This window comes from Bosea sp. (in: a-proteobacteria) (assembly GCA_023910605.1).
Taxonomy (GTDB): Bacteria; Pseudomonadota; Alphaproteobacteria; order Rhizobiales; family Beijerinckiaceae; genus Allobosea.
In genome coordinates, this window is record JAAVVV010000001.1 from 3186460 (window position 1) to 3199791 (window position 13332).

At 66.4% G+C, this 13332-nt stretch carries 16 protein-coding genes; 9 read left to right on the plus strand and 7 right to left on the minus strand.

Going from position 1 to position 13332, the window contains the following annotated elements:
* Positions 1-78 precede the first annotated feature (78 nt).
* The 4 genes from HEQ16_15360 (at position 79) to HEQ16_15375 (ending at position 2915) form a co-directional block, all read left to right on the plus strand.
* Positions 79-789, plus strand: a complete 711-nt coding sequence (locus HEQ16_15360; GenBank protein MCO4055393.1) for a hypothetical protein — start codon at positions 79-81, stop codon at positions 787-789.
* Between the two features lie 94 nt (positions 790-883).
* Positions 884-1711 carry a pyrroline-5-carboxylate reductase gene (locus HEQ16_15365; protein ID MCO4055394.1) on the plus strand — a complete coding sequence of 276 codons (828 nt, stop codon included), beginning with the start codon at positions 884-886 and terminating at the stop codon, positions 1709-1711.
* Positions 1712-1828: 117 nt separating this feature from the next.
* Complete coding sequence (locus HEQ16_15370) at positions 1829-2551, plus strand: helix-turn-helix transcriptional regulator (GenBank protein ID MCO4055395.1); 723 nt, start codon at positions 1829-1831, stop codon at positions 2549-2551.
* A 7-nt stretch (positions 2552-2558) separates the two neighbouring features.
* On the plus strand, positions 2559-2915 hold the full coding sequence (locus tag HEQ16_15375; GenBank protein ID MCO4055396.1) for a tRNA-binding protein: 357 nt from the start codon (positions 2559-2561) through the stop codon (positions 2913-2915).
* Between the two features lie 18 nt (positions 2916-2933).
* Here the strand turns inward: HEQ16_15375 and HEQ16_15380 are convergent, their stop codons facing one another.
* The 5 genes from HEQ16_15380 to HEQ16_15400 all read right to left on the minus strand — a co-directional run bounded on the left by HEQ16_15380 (position 2934) and on the right by HEQ16_15400 (position 7732).
* The gene (locus tag HEQ16_15380; protein ID MCO4055397.1) at positions 2934-3935 is read right to left on the minus strand and encodes a MaoC family dehydratase; all 1002 of its coding nucleotides are present in this window, start codon (positions 3933-3935) and stop codon (positions 2934-2936) included.
* A gap of 10 nt (positions 3936-3945) precedes the next feature.
* Positions 3946-5043, minus strand: a complete 1098-nt coding sequence (gene ychF / locus HEQ16_15385; protein MCO4055398.1) for a redox-regulated ATPase YchF — start codon at positions 5041-5043, stop codon at positions 3946-3948.
* Positions 5044-5130: 87 nt separating this feature from the next.
* A complete protein-coding gene (locus tag HEQ16_15390) occupies positions 5131-5745 on the minus strand; it encodes an aminoacyl-tRNA hydrolase (GenBank protein ID MCO4055399.1) in 615 nt (204 codons plus the stop codon).
* 72 nt (positions 5746-5817) lie between these two features.
* The gene (locus tag HEQ16_15395) at positions 5818-6450 is read right to left on the minus strand and encodes a 50S ribosomal protein L25/general stress protein Ctc (protein ID MCO4055400.1); all 633 of its coding nucleotides are present in this window, start codon (positions 6448-6450) and stop codon (positions 5818-5820) included.
* A 349-nt stretch (positions 6451-6799) separates the two neighbouring features.
* The gene (locus HEQ16_15400; protein MCO4055401.1) at positions 6800-7732 is read right to left on the minus strand and encodes a ribose-phosphate pyrophosphokinase; all 933 of its coding nucleotides are present in this window, start codon (positions 7730-7732) and stop codon (positions 6800-6802) included.
* A 232-nt stretch (positions 7733-7964) separates the two neighbouring features.
* Here HEQ16_15400 and uvrC point away from each other — a divergent pair, with 232 nt between their 5' ends.
* From uvrC to HEQ16_15425, 5 genes are read left to right on the plus strand one after another with little or no spacing between them, the layout of a single operon-like run.
* A complete protein-coding gene (gene uvrC, locus HEQ16_15405; GenBank protein MCO4055402.1) occupies positions 7965-10079 on the plus strand; it encodes an excinuclease ABC subunit UvrC in 2115 nt (704 codons plus the stop codon).
* A 15-nt stretch (positions 10080-10094) separates the two neighbouring features.
* Positions 10095-10415, plus strand: coding sequence for a heavy metal-binding domain-containing protein (locus HEQ16_15410; protein ID MCO4055403.1), 321 nt, complete (start codon positions 10095-10097; stop codon positions 10413-10415).
* 56 nt (positions 10416-10471) lie between these two features.
* Positions 10472-11095, plus strand: coding sequence for a CDP-diacylglycerol--glycerol-3-phosphate 3-phosphatidyltransferase (gene pgsA / locus HEQ16_15415; GenBank protein MCO4055404.1), 624 nt, complete (start codon positions 10472-10474; stop codon positions 11093-11095).
* Between the two features lie 4 nt (positions 11096-11099).
* Complete coding sequence (gene moaD / locus HEQ16_15420) at positions 11100-11354, plus strand: molybdopterin converting factor subunit 1 (GenBank protein ID MCO4055405.1); 255 nt, start codon at positions 11100-11102, stop codon at positions 11352-11354.
* A 1-nt stretch (position 11355) separates the two neighbouring features.
* On the plus strand, positions 11356-11808 hold the full coding sequence (locus HEQ16_15425) for a molybdenum cofactor biosynthesis protein MoaE (GenBank protein ID MCO4055406.1): 453 nt from the start codon (positions 11356-11358) through the stop codon (positions 11806-11808).
* Here the strand turns inward: HEQ16_15425 and HEQ16_15430 are convergent, their stop codons facing one another.
* Both HEQ16_15430 and HEQ16_15435 read right to left on the minus strand, forming a co-directional pair.
* A complete protein-coding gene (locus HEQ16_15430) occupies positions 11809-12312 on the minus strand; it encodes a DUF1003 domain-containing protein (protein MCO4055407.1) in 504 nt (167 codons plus the stop codon).
* 115 nt (positions 12313-12427) lie between these two features.
* Entirely contained in the window at positions 12428-13315 is an 888-nt protein-coding gene (locus HEQ16_15435) for a branched-chain amino acid aminotransferase (protein MCO4055408.1), read from the minus strand.
* Positions 13316-13332: the final 17 nt, after the last annotated feature.

A 13332-nucleotide genomic window follows, 5' to 3' on the forward strand; every position in this document is an offset into this window, starting at 1 on the left:
GCCGCCATCCACAGCGAAGGGCTGTGGACGGACCCCTTCGCCCATTGTGGCGAGAGCCCGAATCCGGGACCGATGCTGATGTTCGGTTGGGGGCCGGTTGGGGATTCTCGCGGATTCAAAACCGATCTAAGGTCGGATCGAGAGGTGATTCGGCCCACTGCACAGCAAGCGGCCGAAGCGGAAGGGCCAGTGCCCGTCCGGATCGGGCCATCCGTGGATGCCTTGAATCTGTCCCTGTCGGACGCCCCCTTTCGCCCGTGTTTCTGCACTCCTGAGGAGCTGGCTTTCGTGCTGGATATCGACCGCGACCTCGACCGAACGCACCACCCGCTCGACGTGATCGAGCGTCTGGCCACGCTGAACGACTGGCGTTTCGACCGTGATGGCGAGGACGAGATTTCCGTCATCGTGAGCGGCGGTTTCGCCGAGTATCAGGTCGCCGTGACATGGCTCGACCAGATGGAGGCGATCCATGTCGCGTCAGCCTTCGGTCTCAAGGTGCCGGCGCGCCGCAAGGCGGAGGTGCTGTCGCTGATCTCGCTGATCAACGAGCAGCTCTGGCTCGGCCATTTCGATTTCTGGAGCGCTGAGAATGTCGTGATGTTCCGCCATTCGCTGCTGCTCTCGGGCGGCGCGGAGCCCACCGACGAGCAGGCCGGCATGCTGGTCAAATCCGCCGTCGACACCTGCGAGCGCTACTATCAGGCCTTCCAGTTCGTGCTCTGGGCGGGCCGCACCGCGCGCGAGGCGCTGGATGGCGCCATGATGGAATGCATGGGCGAGGGCTGAGCCGCCGATCGGCCGGGCAGGCGACAAGCAGCGCGGCGCTGGCTATAACCGGAGCGGCGGCGCTGGGGCCGCCCTTCGATCCCGCAGGCTGGCCATGACCGACACTCCCTCCCTCCCCCGAACTCTCGTGCTGATGGGAGCCGGCAAGATGGGCGGCGCCATGCTCGAAGGCTGGCTCGCAGGCGGGCTCGATGCAGACGGGCTGACCGTGCTCGATCCGAATGCGGGCGAGCCGCTTCAGGCGCTGGCGCGAAGCCATGGCTTCGCCCTCAACCCGCCGCTTGAATCCATCGCCGAGCCCGAGGCGCTGGTGCTGGGCGTGAAGCCGCAGATGCTGGACGCAGCCGCGCCTGCGCTGGCCCATCTGGCGGGACCGGCCACGCTGGTGGTGTCGATCCTCGCCGGCAAGACCATGGCGAACCTCGCAGCACGCGCGCCGCGGGCCACGGCCTTCGTGCGGGCCATGCCCAACCTGCCGGCCTCGGTGAGGCGCGGCGTCACCGGCGTGGCAGCCAGCGCAGCCGTGAGCGATGCCCAGCGCCGCATGACCACGGCCCTGCTCAGCGGCATCGGCGCCGTCGAGTGGGTGCCGGCCGAGGACATGATCGATGCGGTCACAGCCGTATCCGGCTCCGGCCCGGCCTATGTCTTCCACCTTGTCGAGTGCCTGACCGAAGCGGGAGTGGCAGCGGGCCTGCCTCCCGAGGTGGCGGCGCGGCTGGCGCGCGGCACGATCGAGGGCGCGGGCGAGTTGCTGCACCGTTCGGATCTCGATCCGGCCACGCTGCGCCAGAATGTGACATCGCCCGGAGGCACGACGGCTGCGGCGCTTGAAATCCTGATGGCGGAGAACGGCATGAAGGCGCTGATGCGCCGCGCCGTGGCCGCCGCCCGCCATCGCGCCAGCGAACTCAGCGGCTGACCTTGCGGCGCCCGGCGCGCTACGCAGCGCTGATGCCAGGGGCGCGCCAGCGACAAGGCGCCCCTTTGCGGCGTCGGGTCGAGCGCCTATCTTGATGACCAGACACAGGAGGCCCGCATGGCCAGCCGCAGCGCAGCACAGTCCGCCAGGCCAGATTCCCGCAAGGCAGCCATCGAAGCCCTGATGGCGCTGGTTGCCGAGCAGGGCTGGAAGCATGTCGAACTGCCAGAGATCGCCCGCAAGGCGGGGCTCAGCCTTTCCGCCCTGCGCGACCTGTTTCCGTCGAAGGGCGCCATGCTGGCAGGCTTTGGCCGGATGCTCGACAAGGCCGTGCTGGAAGGCGCCAACCCGGACCTGATCGGCGAGCCGATCCATGAGCGCGTCTTCGACCTTGTGATGCGCCGCCTCGACGCCATGGCGCCCTACAAGCCAGCGCTGATCGAGATCCGCCGCGCCGTCCGCGCCGATCCGCTGATGGCGGCCGCGCTCAACCAGGCAGCGCTCAACTCCTGGCGTTACCTGCTGGCCTCTGTCGAGGTTCCGGTCGAGGACGAACTTGGCATGCTCAAGATCCAGGGCGCCGTCATCGTCTTCGCACGGACCGCCGACACCTGGCTCGATGACCGCGACGAGAGCCTCGCAAAGACCATGGCCACGCTCGACCGCGAGCTGAAGAACGGTGAACGCGTGCTGGGCTTCGCCGAGGATGCCCGCCGTCTCACTGCGCCTTTGCGCAGCATCGCGCAGGCTTTGTTCGAGCGCGCGCCGCGCATGCGTCGCCGCGAACGCGCCGGGCCGATGCGGGGTGAGGACCACGACGATTTCGCCCCCGCCATCTGAGACAGCCATGGATTCTCCAGCCGCCGCCGGCACGATCGGCTTCGACGACTTCCTGAAAGTCGACATCCGGGTCGGCACCATCGTCAGCGCCGAGGCTTACCCCGAGGCCCGCAAGCCCGCCTTCAAGCTTTGGATCGATTTCGGCCCCGGGCTGGGCATCAGGAAGACATCGGCCCAGATCACCCGCCACTACACGCTGGAGCAGTTGCCGGGTCGGCAGGTGTTGGCCGTTGTCAATTTCCCGCCCCGCCAGATCGGCAAGTTCATGTCCGAGGTGCTGACGCTCGGCGTTCCGGATGCGGACGGCGAGGTGGTGCTGCTGCAACCGGGCCATGGCGTGCCCGATGGCGGCCGGATGTATTGATCGGAGCGGGCCGTCGCCTCAGCGCTCCCAGAACACGCAGCCGTCGAACATGAACGCCATGTCGCCGTGCTGGTTGCGGGCCGTGTTGTGGTGGAACACCAGCCCCCAACCCGGCCGCGATGCGGACGCGCGCTTGTCGCTGACAGTTGTGGTGTAGGTCAGCGTGTCGCCGGCAAAGACCGGCTTCAGCCATTTCAGCGCCCTGAAGCCAGGGGACGAGCCCAGGCGCGGCATGGTCTCGCCCATCACGGCCTGCGCCCTGCGCCGCGCTGCCACCATCAGCCGCATCCACACCGCCGCCGTATGCCAGCCCGAGGCGCAGAGCCCGCCGAACAGCGACGCCTCGGCGGCCGCCACATCGAGGTGGAAGCGCTGCGGATCGAAAGCGCCGGCAAAGGCGATGATGTCGTCGGGTGTGAAGGTGAAGCGGCCAAGGGCGGTCTCGGTGCCGATCGCCACATCATCGAAGCGCGCCACCGGCGAGGCCGGTTCCTCCGGCAATTCCAGCGCCCCGATCGTGGCCGGCGGAACATAGCGCACCGGCAGGGCCTCTGCCCTGAAGGTCGGCGGCGCGATGTGTCCCCGTCGTCCGAAGATGATCCAGTTGGTCGCCTCCTGCACGGGCTCCGCGTTCTGGTTGAGCACCTCGAAACGGAAGCGCACCAAGCCAATATCGGGCCGCGAGCGGCTTTCCTTCAGGTCCAGAACGGTGTGGCGCACGCTCAGCACATCGCCGGGCCGCACCGGGCGCAGCCACTTCAGCTCTTCAAGGCCGGGCGCGCCCATGCCGGCGCTGTCCAGCAGGAAGCCCTCGGTCATCATCCGCATCATCAGTGCGGATGTGTGCCAGCCCGAGCCGATCAGGCCGCCCACAAAGGTCGAGACTGCCTTCTCGGCATCGATGTGGAAATCCTGCGCATCGAAGATGCTCGCATAGGCGATGATATCCTCTTCGCTCACGGGGATTCCCCCGTAGCGCACCGTCTGGCCGACCGCGAAGTCCTCGAAGAACAGTGTCATCGGCAGAGGCTCAGTTGGCGAAGCGGAAATGCAGCACGTCGCCGTCGGCCACGACATACTCCTTGCCTTCCAGCCTCAGCTTGCCGCCATCCCGCGCCCCGGCCTCGCCGTTTAGCGCGGTGTAGTCGCGGTAGGCGATGGTCTCGGCCCGGATGAAGCCTTTCTCGAAATCGGTGTGGATCACGCCTGCCGCCGCCGGAGCCCGCGTGCCCTTGGCGATCGTCCAGGCGCGCGCCTCCTTCGGGCCGACGGTGAAGTAGGTGATCAGGCCCAGCAGCGCATAGCCCTCGCGGATCACGCGGTTGAGGCCCGGCTCGGACAGACCCACCGCTTCGAGGAAATCGGCCTGATCGCCGGCGCTCATCACCGCGATCTCGCTCTCGATCTTGGCGGAGACGACCACGGCGCGGGCGCCCTCCTCGGCCGCGCGTGCGAAGACCTTCTGCGAGAACGCATTGCCCTGGTCGGCTGATGCCTCCTCGACATTGCACACGTAGAGCACCGGCTTGGCGGTGAGCAGTTGCAGCATCTGGAAGGACCGTTCCTCCTCGGCCGTGCGCTGGGTGAGACGCGCCGGCTTGCCCTCCTGAAGCAGCACCAGCGCCCTGGTGATCAGAGCCAGCTGCTCCTTGGAATCCTTGTCGCCGGAGCGTGCCTTCTTCTCGAGGCTGACCACGCGCTTTTCGAGGCTTTCAAGGTCGGCCAGCATCAGCTCTGTCTCGATCGTCTCGATGTCGGCCAGCGGGTCCACCTTGCCCTCGACATGGGTGATGTCGCCATCCTCGAAGCAGCGCACGACATGCACGATGGCATCGACCTCACGGATGTTGGCCAGGAACTGGTTGCCCAGCCCCTCGCCCTTCGAGGCGCCGCGCACGATGCCGGCGATGTCGACGAAGGTGATGCGTGTCGGGATGATCTGCTGGGATTTGCCGATCGAGGCCAGCTTGTCGAGGCGCGCATCCGGCACCGCCACATCGCCGACATTGGGTTCGATGGTGCAGAACGGATAATTGGCCGCCTGCGCCGCCGCCGTCTGCGTCAGCGCGTTGAAGAGGGTCGACTTGCCGACGTTCGGCAGGCCGACGATGCCGCATTTGAAGCCCATGGTTTCGGTCTTTCGATGGTGTGCCTCAGGCCGGGGCCTGGACGGATGGATCGGCATGATGCCGTGTAGCAGCAGCGTGACGGCGTCTCAATCGCCGCCTTTGTCCCCGGGGCGCTTGACGTCGCCCCAGCCCCTGGCCTGCATCAGGGCTGCGACATCGCTCTGGAAGCGCTCATCGAAGCCGCCGATCAGAAGAGCCGCCTTGTCGGCGGCGGCGCGGCACAGATCCTCGACCCAGGGCCGCTCGTCCTTGCCGAAGTCGTTCAGCACGTAGCCATGCACAAGCGCCTTGTCGCCCGGATGGCCGATGCCCATCCGCACGCGCCGGTAATCATTGCCGACCGAGGCCGTGATCGAGCGCAAGCCATTGTGCCCGGCATTGCCGCCGCCGGTCTTGACCCGCAGCCTTGCCGGGGCGAGGTCCAGCTCATCGTGGAAGACCACGATGTGGGACGGTGCGATCTTGTAGAACCGGGCCGCTTCCTGGACAGGGCCGCCCGAAAGGTTCATATATGTCATGGGCTTGAGCAGCAGCGCCTTGCCGAACCCGATGACGGCCTCTGCCGCCTCGCCATGGAAGCGGGCGCGCCACGACGCGGCGCGATGGACGCGGGCGATCTCGTCCAGCGCCATGAAGCCGATATTGTGCCGGTTGCCGGCATAGTCCCTGCCCGGATTGCCGAGCCCGACCAGTAGCAGCATGGGGCAGCTCCGCATGAAAAACGGCCGGGACGGGTCCCGGCCGTGTCCAGCTTGTCAGCCGGCCTTTCGGCCTCAGTTCTTGGCGGCCTTGGCCGGAGCGGCTTCGGCGGCCGGCGCGGCGCTTGTCATTTCCTCGACCATCTTGGTCGGGGTCGAGACGGCGACCAGCGTCAGGTTCTCGCGGCTGATGGCGCGGCAACCGGGCGGCAGCACCACGTCTTTGAGGTGAACCGAGGCGCCGATGTTCATCGAGGCTACCGAAATGTCGATGGCTTCCGGGATGTTGTCGGCCGGGGCCATGAGTTCGATCGTGTGCTCGACGAGCTGCACGAGGCCGCCGCGCTTCACGCCGGGCGAAAGCTCCTGGCCGGAGATGTGGATCGGCACCACGACGCGGATCTCGGAGCCGGCGGACAGGCGCATGAAATCGACATGCAGCGGCGTGTCCTTGACGGGATCGAGCTGGTAATCGCGCGGAATGGCGCGGATGGTCTGCCCGTCGACCTCGATCTCGACCGCCGTGGTCAGGAAGTGACCGGCGTAGATCATGCGGTGGGTCTGGGCGTAATCGAGCGCGATGGGGAGAGCGGCCTCGCCGCCGCCATAAATCACGGCGGGCACCTGGCCGGTACGGCGAACTGCACGGGCGGCCCCCTTGCCGCCGGACGTGCGCGCCGAAGCCTTGATATGCTTCACTTCGGACATCGGATTGATCCTTCTAGAAATGAAAGCGCCGCCAGATCGGCGGCAGCCTGCCCCCTAGCCTCCAAGGGTGTCTGGAGAGGGCAGCGGCGCTATAGCGCGGATGCGCCCGACGGGCAAGGCTGCACGTCGGACGGGCAGGGCGCGGCGGGAGAGTCCGGCGGCGGTTCAGGCGCCACCTTGCCGGGCCTCTCCGGCTTGCCCTGCAAGGCGGGGTGGCTGCCGTCCAGGGGCGCGCCATGGGCGCTGGCGTCGTTGATCGGCTGCATTGTCCGGGTGTCCCTCACGCGCGGCACCTTGCGCGCCTTCGCTGGCAGACAACACCAGGGAGCGTCGTTGGTTGCGCGGGGCCTCAGTCGAACAGGCTGGAGACGCTGCTCTCGGTGGCGGTGCGCTTGATGGCTTCGCCCAGCAGTTCGGTGGTCGGCAGCGTGCGGATGTTGCGCGCCACCTTCACGGCCTCGGTCGGCATGATCGAGTCCGTCACCACGAATTCCTTGATCCTGGACTGGGTGATGCGGCTGACCGCCCCGCCCGAGAACACGCCATGGGTGCAGTAGGCATAGACATCGGCCGCGCCGTTCTTCAGCAGCGCCTCGGCAGCATTGCACAGCGTGCCGCCCGAATCGACGATGTCGTCGATCAGTATGCAGGTCATGCCCTCGACATCGCCGATGATGTTCATCACCTCCGATTCGCCGGCACGCTCGCGCCGCTTGTCGACGATCGACAGGGGGGCATCGATGCGCTTCGCCAGCGCGCGGGCGCGGACGACGCCGCCGACATCCGGCGAGACCACCATGACATTGCGCAGGTTGAGCCGCTGCTTGATGTCCCGCGCGATGATCGGGGCGCTGTACAGATTATCCACCGGGATGTCGAAGAAGCCCTGGATCTGGCCGGCATGCAGGTCGAGCGTCAGCACGCGGTCGGCGCCGGCATGGGTGATGAGGTTCGACACCAGCTTGGCGGAAATCGGCGTGCGCGGCCCGGGCTTCCGGTCCTGCCTCGCATAGCCGAAATAGGGCAGGACCGCCGTGATGCGCCGGGCAGAGGAGCGGCGCAGCGCATCGGTGATGATCAGCAGCTCCATGAGATGGTCGTTCGCCGGGAACGACGTCGACTGGAGCACGAAGACATCCTCGCCGCGGACATTCTCCTGGATCTCGACGAACACTTCCATGTCGGCAAAGCGCTTCACCTGCGCCTTGGCGAGGCTGATGCCGAGATAGGCGGCAACGGCTTCGGCAAGCGGTCGGTTGGAATTGCCAGCGATCAGTTTCATCGGGCGGGACGTGCCTTGTGAGCCTGGGAACGCGCAAGTTTATGCGCGCGCATCGGATGTGGTTCATGCGGCTCATAGCGTTGTGCGCGCGCCCTGTCGACTCGCGTGCCGCGACGCAACTGCGAACATTGTGAATCGCGTTACCACGCCCTCACCCCTCTTGCCCCTCTTGCCCCTCTTGCCCCTCTTGGCCCTCTTGGCCCCGCCCCCCTTCAGCGACTACATCAGGGGCATGGGCCGCGACCGCATCGACGACATGCCAGACACCAGCCTCGACGAGATCGGGCTGGATGACGAAGCCGTGGCCGGAACCGTTGCGGACGCGGGCGAGGATGGCGCGGATGCCGCTGACATCGACCTCGCCGCCGTGCCCGAGCGCCTCAAGGCCGGCACGGAGGTCATCGGCAGCTTCGTGCGCAGCCTGCCGAATGCGCCGGGCGTCTACCGCATGTTCGATGCGGCTGGCGACGTGCTCTATGTCGGCAAGGCGAAGAACCTCAGGAAGCGCGTGGCCCAGTATGCCCAAGGGCGCGCCCATACCAACGCAGTGGCCCGGATGATCTCGGACACTGCGCAGATGGAGTTCGTCACCACCTCGACGGAGACCGAGGCGCTGCTGCTGGAATCCAACCTCATCAAGCAGCTCAGACCGCGCTACAATGTGCTGCTGCGCGACGATAAATCCTTTCCCTACATCTTGCTGACAGGCGACCACCCCGCTCCGCAGATCACCAAGCATCGCGGCGCGCGCCATCGCAGGGGCGACTATTTCGGCCCCTTCGCCTCGGCCTGGGCGGTGAAGCGCACGGTGGACGCGCTGCAGAAGGCGTTCCTCATCCGCTCCTGCTCCGACAGCTTCTATGCCAACCGCACGCGGCCTTGCCTGCTTTTCCAGATCAAGCGCTGCGCCGGCCCCTGCACGGGCGAGATATCGCACGCCGACTATGCAAGGCTCACGGACGAGGCGCGGGCCTTCCTGTCGGGCCGCGCCAGCGGCGTGAAGGCCGAGCTGGGCCGGCGCATGCAGGCGGCCTCGGAAGCCATGGAGTTCGAGACGGCGGCGCGCTATCGCGACCGGCTGGCGGCGCTCTCGGCCGTCACGGCATCGCAGGACATCAACACCCGGACGGTCGAGGAGGCCGATGTCTTCGCCATCGACGAGCAGGCCGGGCAGTTCTGCGTCGAGATCTTCTTCTTCCGCAACTTCCAGAACTGGGGCAACCGCGCGCTGTTTCCGCGCGCCGACCGCGCCCTGCCCAGCGCCGAGGTGTTGGCCTCGGTCATCGCGCAGTTCTATGACGACAAGCCAGCCCCGCGCCTGGTCCTGCTCAGCCACGAGATCGAGGACATGGCGCTGATGTGCGAGGCGCTCTCGGCGCGCATGGGCCACAAGGTCGAGATCAGCGCGCCCCGCCGTGGCGAGAAGCGCGATCTGGTCGACATGGCGCTCAAGAACGCGCGCGAGGCGCTGGGCCGCAAGCTGGCGGAGGGCTCGGCCCAGACAAGGCTTCTGGCCGCTCTCGGCGAGGCCTTCGGGCTGACGAAGCCGCCGCGCCGCGTCGAGGTCTACGACAACTCGCACATCATGGGCACGAGTGCCGTGGGCGCGATGGTCGTGGCCGGGCCCGAAGGCTTCATGAAGACCCATTACCGCACCTACACCATCAGCGCCGACACCATCGCCGGCGACGACTACGGCATGATGCGCGAGATGCTGACCCGCCGCTTCGCCAGGATCGCCAGGGAGCGGGCCGCCAGCGCGGTGACCGACTTCATGGCGGCGGAGGAGAAGCTGGCGAACGAAGGGAAGGGCGCCGGCCCGCTTTCATCGCCAGCGCCCGAAGCGCGGGAAGGCGATGACAAAGGCCCCGCCGAAGCCGATGACGGCGCCTTCCCCTCCTGTCCGGACCTCGTCATCGTGGATGGCGGCAAGGGCCAGTTCGAGGCGGCGCGCGCGGTGATGAGGGAGTTGCGCGTCACCGACATTCCGTTGGTTGCCATCGCCAAGGGCGAGGACCGCAACGCCGGGCGCGAGACCTTCTTCATGGCGGGGCGCGAAGCCTTCAAGCTGCCCGATCGCGACCCTGCGCTCTATTTCATACAGCGCCTGCGCGACGAGGCCCACCGCTTCGCCATCGGCAGCCACCGCGCCAGGCGCAAGCGCGACGCCATGTCCAATCCTCTCGACGAGATCGCCGGCATCGGCCCCACCCGCAAGCGCGCGCTCCTGCTGCACTTCGGCACGCTGAAGGCGATCCAGCGCGCCTCGCTCGATGATCTGGCCCGCGCCCCCGGCGTGAACATGGCCACCGCGCGCGCGGTTCATGACTATTTCCACGAAGGCTGAGACACAGGGGACGCCATGATCATCACCACCACAAACAGCATCGAAGGACGCCGCATCCTGAGCTATCACGGCGTCGTCACCGGCCAGACCATCGTGCAAGCCAGCATCTTCCGCGATTTGTTCGCCACGATCCGCGATGTCGTGGGAGGGCAATCGGGCTGCTATGACCGCATGCTGCGCGATGCCCGCGACGAAGCCCTCGCCGAACTCGCGGCCGAGGCCGAGGCGCGCGGCGCCAACGCCATCATCGGCGTGGACATCGATTATGGCGCGCTGGGCTCGGGCGAATCCGTGCTGATGGTCTCCGCCTCCGGCACCGCCGTCATCATTGCCTGATGAAGGCCATGCGCCGTTCAGTTGACCGCCACCGAACATCCCTGTTGTGTAGCCCCATGTCGATTCTGCCCGATAGCGTGAAAAGGCCGGGGCCTTATTCGGTGCCCAATCTGCTCACCTATGGCAGAATTCTCGCCATCCCCGCCGTCGTCGGCCTCCTGTTCTGGCCGCGCGAAGACTGGGTTCGCTGGGTCGCGCTCTTGATCTACATCATCGCCGCGATCACCGACTATTTCGATGGCTACCTCGCCCGCGCCTGGCACCAGCAATCAGCGATCGGGCGCATGCTCGACCCCATCGCCGACAAGCTGCTGGTCGCCTCCTGCCTGCTCATGCTGGCGGCGGATGCGACCATCGCGGGGCTGTCGCTGTGGGCCGCCATCATCATCCTGTGCCGCGAGATCCTGGTTTCCGGCCTGCGCGAGTTCCTGGCCGGGCTCAAGGTCTCGGTCCCGGTCAGCAAGGTGGCCAAATGGAAGACCGTGGCGCAGCTCGTCGCCGTTGGCTTCCTCATCGCCGGCCCGGCCGGAGAGGTCGTGCTGCCCGGCACGATCGCCTTCGGCATCTTCCTTTTGTGGGTCGCGGCGGTCCTGACCATCTACACGGGTTGGGACTACTTCCGGTCAGGCATCCGCCATCTGGTGGATGAGGACGAGCGCAACCAGAAGCCAGGGCCGTGACGCCATGACCAAGCTCGTCTATTTCGCCTGGGTGCGCGAACGCATCGGCAAGCCCGAGGAGATCGTCACGCTGCCCGAGGCCGTGGCCACTGTCGCGGACCTGCTGACCTGGCAGAAGACTCGCGGCGAGGAATACGAGCATGCCTTCGAGCATGCGTCGGTCATCCGCGTGGCGCTGGACAAGAAGCACGCCAAAGATGACGCGCCGATTGCTGGCGCAAGCGAGATCGCCTTCTTCCCGCCCATGACGGGGGGGTGAGGTGAGCGCCCTCATCCGCATCCAGGCAGAGCCCTTCGACGTGCCGGCCGAGACCGCGCGCCTGATGGCGGGCCGGGCCGATATCGGCGGCATCGTCACCTTCACCGGCCTGTGCCGTGATGAGGGCGGGCGGCTGAAGGCGCTGGAACTGGAACATTATCCCGGCATGGCCGAGGATGAGATCGGCCGCGTGGCGGCGAGCGCATGGTCCCGCTGGCCGCTGCTGGGGCTCACCGCCATTCACCGCTTCGGCCTCATCAGGCCCGGCGAGGACATCGTGCTCGTCATCGCCGCATCGGCGCATCGCCGCGCCGCCTTCGAGGCTGCGGATTTCATGATGGACTATCTCAAGACCCGCGCTCCTTTCTGGAAACGCGAGCACCTGATCGATGGCGGCGCGGGCGGCTGGGTGGAGGCCAAGGCCGAGGATGATGCAGCAGCGCAGCGCTGGTGATCAGGTTTTGTTGCTTGCAACGTCCATCCGCTTCAGCACCTCATCCACCTTGTCATGCAGCGCCATGATCTCGATTTCGGCCTTGAGATTCACCTCGTAGTCCAGCTGCGCCTCGATCCGGTCCTTTGCCGCCTGCCGGTTCTGGCTCATCATGATGATCGGGGCCTGGATCGCCGCGATCATCGACAGGATCAGGTTGAGGAAGATGTAGGGGTAAGGGTCGAAGCGCTCCGGGTACGCCAGCAGCCACGAGTTGAGCAGGGCCCAGCCCACAAGAAACAGGCCGAAGCCGCTGACAAAGAACCACGAGCCGCCCCATCTGGCGACGCTGTCCGACAGCCGCTGGCCGAATGTCATGTCATCGTCATAGTGCTGGCTGGCATTGCGCGAGACATGCCGCTTCTGGGCAACATGCATGATCGCGCGGCGCTGGGTCTGGCTGAGATGCTCGACACCGCTTTCCAGCAGTTCATGCGCCAGCGCGCGAATGCGTTCGTCCATCATGGGATCTCCTCACGATCTGAGCGGAGGATAGCCTGCCTGTGAACGATAATCGATGGAACCACACGTACAACGCGTTATCCTGAAACAAGCCCGGGATAACGGCTGTCGCACGATGTCAGACCGCGTTGCTCTTCGGCCTCACCGCCTCAGCATAGGCTTCCACCATCGTCCGGCTCATGTTGCCCGGCGTGAAGCGGTAGGGTCCGACCTCCGACACGGGCGTGACCTCCGCCGCCGAGCCCACGATGAAGCATTCGTTGAAGCTGGCCAACTCGTCCGGCATGATCCGGCGCTCGATCACCTCCATGCCCTGCGCCCTGGCCAGCGCGATCACGGTCTGCCGGGTGAGGCCGTTGAGGAAGCAGTCGGCGATGGGCGTGTGGATGGCGCCATCCTTGATGAAGAAGATGTTCGCGCCCGTGCATTCCGCCACGCGGCCCTGCCAGTCCAGCATCATCGCGTCGGCATAGCCCTTCTTTTCGGCCTTGTGCTTGGAGATGGTGCAGATCATGTACAGCCCCGCAGCCTTGGCATGGACGGGCGCGCATTGCGGATCGGGCCGCCGATACTCGGCGATGTCGAGGCGGATGCCCTTCATCTTGGTCTCGATGTCGAACATCGAGGGCCAGACCCAGGCCGCGATGGCGACATGGATGGTGTTGGCCTGCGCCGAGACGGCCATCATTTCCGAACCGCGCCAGGCCACGGGGCGGACATACTGGTCGCCGCCGCCCATCAGCCGCACCACCTCGTCCTTGGCTGCGTTCAATTCCTCGACCGAATAGGGAATCTCGAAATCCATCAGCTCCGCCGACTTGCGGAAGCGGATGGAGTGCTCCGCGGACTTGAAGATCACGCCACCATAGGCGCGCTCGCCCTCGAACACGCAGGAGCCGTAATGCAGGCCATGGGTCAGCACATGCACCTTGGCGTCGCGCCAGGGGATGATCTTGCCATCCATCCAGATCACGCCATCGCGGTCGTCAAACGGTATGATGGCCATGGCTATGCTCCCTTGCG

Excerpts from the sequence above, each read along its gene's own strand:
- HEQ16_15360 (MCO4055393.1), top strand. The coding sequence starts at position 79 with ATGTTCGGTTGGGGGCCGGTTGGGGATTCTCGCGGATTCAAAACCGAT.
- HEQ16_15365 (MCO4055394.1), top strand. The coding sequence starts at position 884 with ATGACCGACACTCCCTCCCTCCCCCGAACTCTCGTGCTGATGGGAGCC.
- HEQ16_15370 (MCO4055395.1), top strand. The coding sequence starts at position 1,829 with ATGGCCAGCCGCAGCGCAGCACAGTCCGCCAGGCCAGATTCCCGCAAG.
- HEQ16_15375 (MCO4055396.1), top strand. The coding sequence starts at position 2,559 with ATGGATTCTCCAGCCGCCGCCGGCACGATCGGCTTCGACGACTTCCTG.
- HEQ16_15380 (MCO4055397.1), bottom strand. The coding sequence starts at position 3,935 with ATGACACTGTTCTTCGAGGACTTCGCGGTCGGCCAGACGGTGCGCTAC.
- ychF (MCO4055398.1), bottom strand. The coding sequence starts at position 5,043 with ATGGGCTTCAAATGCGGCATCGTCGGCCTGCCGAACGTCGGCAAGTCG.
- HEQ16_15390 (MCO4055399.1), bottom strand. The coding sequence starts at position 5,745 with ATGCTGCTACTGGTCGGGCTCGGCAATCCGGGCAGGGACTATGCCGGC.
- HEQ16_15395 (MCO4055400.1), bottom strand. The coding sequence starts at position 6,450 with ATGTCCGAAGTGAAGCATATCAAGGCTTCGGCGCGCACGTCCGGCGGC.
- HEQ16_15400 (MCO4055401.1), bottom strand. The coding sequence starts at position 7,732 with ATGAAACTGATCGCTGGCAATTCCAACCGACCGCTTGCCGAAGCCGTT.
- uvrC (MCO4055402.1), top strand. The coding sequence starts at position 7,965 with ATGGGCCGCGACCGCATCGACGACATGCCAGACACCAGCCTCGACGAG.
- HEQ16_15410 (MCO4055403.1), top strand. The coding sequence starts at position 10,095 with ATGATCATCACCACCACAAACAGCATCGAAGGACGCCGCATCCTGAGC.
- pgsA (MCO4055404.1), top strand. The coding sequence starts at position 10,472 with ATGTCGATTCTGCCCGATAGCGTGAAAAGGCCGGGGCCTTATTCGGTG.
- moaD (MCO4055405.1), top strand. The coding sequence starts at position 11,100 with ATGACCAAGCTCGTCTATTTCGCCTGGGTGCGCGAACGCATCGGCAAG.
- HEQ16_15430 (MCO4055407.1), bottom strand. The coding sequence starts at position 12,312 with ATGATGGACGAACGCATTCGCGCGCTGGCGCATGAACTGCTGGAAAGC.
- HEQ16_15435 (MCO4055408.1), bottom strand. The coding sequence starts at position 13,315 with ATGGCCATCATACCGTTTGACGACCGCGATGGCGTGATCTGGATGGAT.